This window comes from Arsenicicoccus cauae (assembly GCF_009707125.1).
Taxonomy (GTDB): domain Bacteria; phylum Actinomycetota; class Actinomycetes; order Actinomycetales; family Dermatophilaceae; genus Arsenicicoccus; species Arsenicicoccus cauae.
Genome location: NZ_WLVL01000041.1, coordinates 1 through 4,099 on the forward strand (window position 1 = coordinate 1; position 4,099 = coordinate 4,099).

The 4,099-nt window shown below is 66.8% G+C and carries 4 protein-coding genes; all 4 read right to left on the reverse strand.

Going from position 1 to position 4,099, the window contains the following annotated elements:
- Nucleotides 1-280: 280 nt before the first annotated feature.
- The 4 genes from GGG17_RS13785 to istA all read right to left on the reverse strand — a co-directional run bounded on the left by GGG17_RS13785 (nucleotide 281) and on the right by istA (nucleotide 3,400).
- Entirely contained in the window at nucleotides 281-856 is a 576-nt protein-coding gene (locus GGG17_RS13785) for a cadmium resistance transporter (RefSeq protein ID WP_375804525.1), read from the reverse strand.
- 11 nt (nucleotides 857-867) lie between these two features.
- A complete protein-coding gene (gene cmtR, locus GGG17_RS13790; RefSeq protein WP_154594303.1) occupies nucleotides 868-1,218 on the reverse strand; it encodes a Cd(II)/Pb(II)-sensing metalloregulatory transcriptional regulator CmtR in 351 nt (116 codons plus the stop codon).
- A gap of 92 nt (nucleotides 1,219-1,310) precedes the next feature.
- Nucleotides 1,311-2,153, reverse strand: a complete 843-nt coding sequence (istB, locus tag GGG17_RS13795; RefSeq protein WP_154594304.1) for an IS21-like element helper ATPase IstB — start codon at nucleotides 2,151-2,153, stop codon at nucleotides 1,311-1,313.
- A complete protein-coding gene (gene istA / locus GGG17_RS13800) occupies nucleotides 2,150-3,400 on the reverse strand; it encodes an IS21 family transposase (protein ID WP_311966705.1) in 1,251 nt (416 codons plus the stop codon). Before istA ends, istB begins: the two co-directional genes overlap by 4 nt.
- Nucleotides 3,401-4,099: the final 699 nt, after the last annotated feature.

Here is a 4,099-nt window from a genome sequence, read left to right on the forward strand (position 1 = left end):
CACCTCGTTGCGCTCGTCCGTGCCGGCGCGGAGTTCAGCAACGGCAAGCTCGTCGAACGACCCGACGAATCAGGAGGTCACGCTCACGCCGCCTGACACATCAATCCACAGGTCTTGACTATTCCTCTCGCCCACCGTCAGAAACGCGTGACGTTGACGAGGCTCCAGTCCCCAGGCCGTGTGCACCAGCAACAACCGAGCACCATGTCAACGACGGCCGAAAAGTGAGCAGGAATCGACGCCTGAAAACTGAGCAGGTCCGGGCGCCGTCCGACTGAGATCACAGGCCAAAAGCGCCTCCTTGGACAAGGATCACGACGCCCAAGATGATCAGGACGAGTGGGAACAGGATGTGTTCGGACTTCTCGAGGGACTCGTCGATGCCCGGCCGGGTGGCCACGAACTTCGCAATGGCCACGAGGACTGCGACGAACAGCAGGAAGACTGCGCTGTAGGTCAGGATGCTGGCTGGACTGACACTGAGGAAGACGGGGACGTAGACACCGATGTTGTCCCCGCCATTGGCGAAGGTCACAGCCGCGACGGTCAACGGCGCGACCTTCTTGCGGTCATCGAGCTCGTCATCGTCCTCGCCCTGCCATGCCTCCCACGCGGCGCGAAGCCCCAAGAGCAGGGGGATCAAACCGAAGTAGGGGATGGCGGATTCCGGCAGGGCCAGGCTCGCGCCCCAAGTAGTCAGGAGAGCCGCGCCAAGGATGCCCAGGAATCCCAGGTACTGACCCACGACGATGCGTCGCGTGGTTCCTGCGCGGCCAGCGCCACGAGCGAAGAACAGCGACAACACGATGACGTCGTCGATGTTGGTCGCGACGAACAGGCCGACGGCCTGGATCATGGTGGCCAACATCAGCGGACCTCCTGGCAGGCGCTATCGCTGCAGGCCGGATCGGGACAGGGTGCGGCGTCGTTCACGGCCAGTGTCACCTCGACCAGCGAAGTGAGAGCGTCGCGCAGGTGATGATCGGCGATGTTGTAGCGGACCTTGCGCCCCTGCATCTCGGCCACGACAATGCCGCAGTCACGCAGGCAGGCCAGATGGTTCGACACGTTCGACCGGGTCAGGTCCAGACTCTGGGCGAGTTCGGCGGGATACGAGGGCGCATCCAGCAGGCTCAACAGGATGCGCGCTCTGGTGGGGTCAGCCAGGGCCCGTCCGATGCGGTTCAGGGCGTCAAGACGCGAAGCAATGGTCAGCATGTGCTGAATAGTACAGCAGCAGCTGACGTGTTGATGGGTGAGCCCTGGCGCGAGGTGGGGTGCCCCCCAGCCACGCATCTTCTTCTCTGCCCCTAGTTGTTGCGGTCTTTGGTGAGGAGTTCTCGGCGGGCGCGGGTGCGGTAGGACTCGCCTGAGAGGGCGAGGACTTCGGCGTGGTGGACGAGGCGGTCGATCATGGCGGCGGCGATGACGTCGTCGGAGAAGGTTTCGCCCCAGCGGCCGAAGGGCAGGTTGCTGGTGACGATGATGGAGCCTTGTTCGTAGCGGGACGCGACGAGTTGGAAGAACAGGTTGGCTGCGTCGGCGTCGAAGGGCAGGTAGCCGACCTCGTCGACGATGACCAGGCGGTACCGCTTGATCTTCTTGAGTTCGGCGTCGAGTTGCCCTGCCTGATGGGCGGTCTGGAGTCGGCTGATCCAGGCGCTGGCGGTGTCGAACAGGACGCTGTGGCCGTTTTGCGCGGCCTTGATCCCCAGGCCGATCGCGAGGTGGGTCTTGCCGATGCCGGGCGGCCCGAGCAGGACCACGTTCTCGGCCTTCGACACGTAGGTGGAGGTGGCGAGGTGGGCGAGCAGGTCGCGGCGTAGGGACGGGAGGTGGTCGTAGTTGAAGTCCTCGAGGGTCTTCATGGCTGGGAAGTGGGCGGTGCGGATCCGCATCATGGTGCCGGCGGCTTCCCGGTCGGCGGCTTGGCGTTCGAGGACGGCGGCGAGGTATTGCTCGTGGGACCAGCCCAGGTCGCGGGCCTGGTCGGCGATCTCGGACCAGGTCTTGGCGATGGTGGGCATCTTGAGCACGCGGGTGAGGAAGGCGAGCTGGGAGGCGATCCGTTCCCCGTCCTGACTGGTAGACGCTGTGAAGCCCGTGGTGGTGGTGGTGGGCTGGGTGTTCGGGGCGGTGGTCTTGCTGGTCATGAGGCTCCTTGGTGGGTGTGGAAGTCGACGCCGAACAGGGCGTCGTAGTCGGGCAGGGCGCGGATCGCGACGACGTGTCCGTCGTCGTGGGCGCGGGTGGTCGGGGTGTGGCGGGCGCGCTGGTTGTAGGCGTGGCGCAGGTCGTGGGCGATGCGCTGGTGGGCGGGGTCGGTGATCGTCTGGCCGGTCGCCCAGCAGCGGGTGTGGAGCCCGACCAGGGCGTCGTCACACAGGATCCGGACCTGGTCGCCGGTGGTGGTCGCGGTCACGAACCGGCCGATCGCGCGCGGGTCCGCGGAGTAGTCGTTGCCGTCGACACGGATGTAGTAGTCGCGGGCGAGGCGGACTCGGTGGTGCAGACCCACGACGGGCGGCAAGGGTGGCAGGTCGAGCATCGCGGCCCGATCCGTGGTCCAGCGTTCGGTGGGGCTGGCCCCGAGGGCGCGGATACGGCGCTGGTTGGCGTGGGTGGCCAGCCAGTCGGTGATCTGGGTGTTGAAGTCGGCGGGGCTGGTGAAGACCCGGCCGGGCAGGAAGGACGTTTCGAGGTAGCCGTTGCGGCGTTCGACCAGGCCCTTGAACTCCGGGTCGCGGGGCTGGGCGAGGTGGAGGCGGACACCCAGCGTGCCGGTGAACGCGGCGGCCTCGGCCGAGGGTTTGCCGGTGCCGCCGATCGCGGCTTCCCGATCCCACACCAGCGTTCGCGGGACGCGCCCCCACTGGGTGAGGATGTGCCACATGCCGGCCAGGATGTCGCCGGCCTTGCGGGAACAGATCATCACCGCGCTGGTGTGGCGGGAGTAGCCGCAGGTCATGGTCAGCACCGGCAGGATCCGTTCGGTGCCGTGGCCGACGGGGATGGGTGTGGCGGGGAACCACAGGTCGCACTGGGCGAGTTCGCCGGGCTGGTAGGTGATCCGGTCGGTGGGGTCTGGTGGCTGGAAGTACGGGCGCAGGATGCGGATGCGGTCCTTGAGGATGGTCATGGAGTGGCCCCAGCCGATGCGTTCGGCGATCACGGTCGCGGGCATCGTCGGGTACTGCGCGAGGAGTTGGCGGATCTGTGTCTCGAACGGGTCGACCAGCGACCCGGACGGTGGGCGGTGGTACTGGGGTGGCCGGTCGGACTTGAGCGCGGCGGCGACGGTGTTGCGGGAGATGCCCAGATGGCGGGCGATGGCGGCCTTCGAGAGGCCCTCAGCACGGTGCAGCCGACGGATCTCGGCCCAGTCCTCCACAGTGATCACCCCTGACAGGTTCCTCCGGGCTGCTCAGTTTTCGCCCGTCGTTTCCTGCATAGGTTTCACCCGTCGTCGACACACCATGTACGGCGGCGACGTATGTGGTGACGGGTGTAGCGCCGGCTTTCCGTGAGGGGGGCGACGCGACCAGGTCGGCAGTGGAGCGGGTGGCGACTGCACGGATGGTGCAAGCGGGGTGGACGGCCCCGCAGGCGTGGGCGGTCATTCAGAGCTCACACGCCGGGCGGTCGCACGCGAGACCGTGCCTGCACTGCCGGAGCCGGGGGCACACGGTGCTGGACCGGATGGAGCGCGCGGGGGTTTTGCAGGTCCCCGTCCCGGAGCGGGACCTGGTCGCTGACACCGGGATCGCTGACCGCCGCACGATCCGTGTGCAGCTGGGCCGGCTGCACGGGGCGGTTGGGCTTTTGCACACCGAGACCTTCACCCCGGCAAACCCACGGTCCTCCTACGAGTTTGAGATGAAGCGCCCCAGGTTCTGCGCCGCTCCTATACGGGTTGCGGCTCTCGGATGAGGGCCGCGTAGTGGGCTTGCTCGTACTCCACTGGGGTCATCATGGGACTGTCCGGCTAACGGTGTAAGTGGCGTTTGCATGGTCAGCGGTCCTCCGCCGCGGGCATGCGGTCGGCGAAGGTGATGGCGAACGCGTTCAGTGCTGGCTTCCACCTAGTGACCCATCTTCT

What these genes read in the sequence shown, in the direction of transcription:
- GGG17_RS13785 (WP_375804525.1), bottom strand. Translation starts at nt 856, where the DNA reads ATGATCCAGGCCGTCGGCCTGTTCGTCGCGACCAACATCGACGACGTC.
- cmtR (WP_154594303.1), bottom strand. Translation starts at nt 1,218, where the DNA reads ATGCTGACCATTGCTTCGCGTCTTGACGCCCTGAACCGCATCGGACGG.
- istB (WP_154594304.1), bottom strand. Translation starts at nt 2,153, where the DNA reads ATGACCAGCAAGACCACCGCCCCGAACACCCAGCCCACCACCACCACC.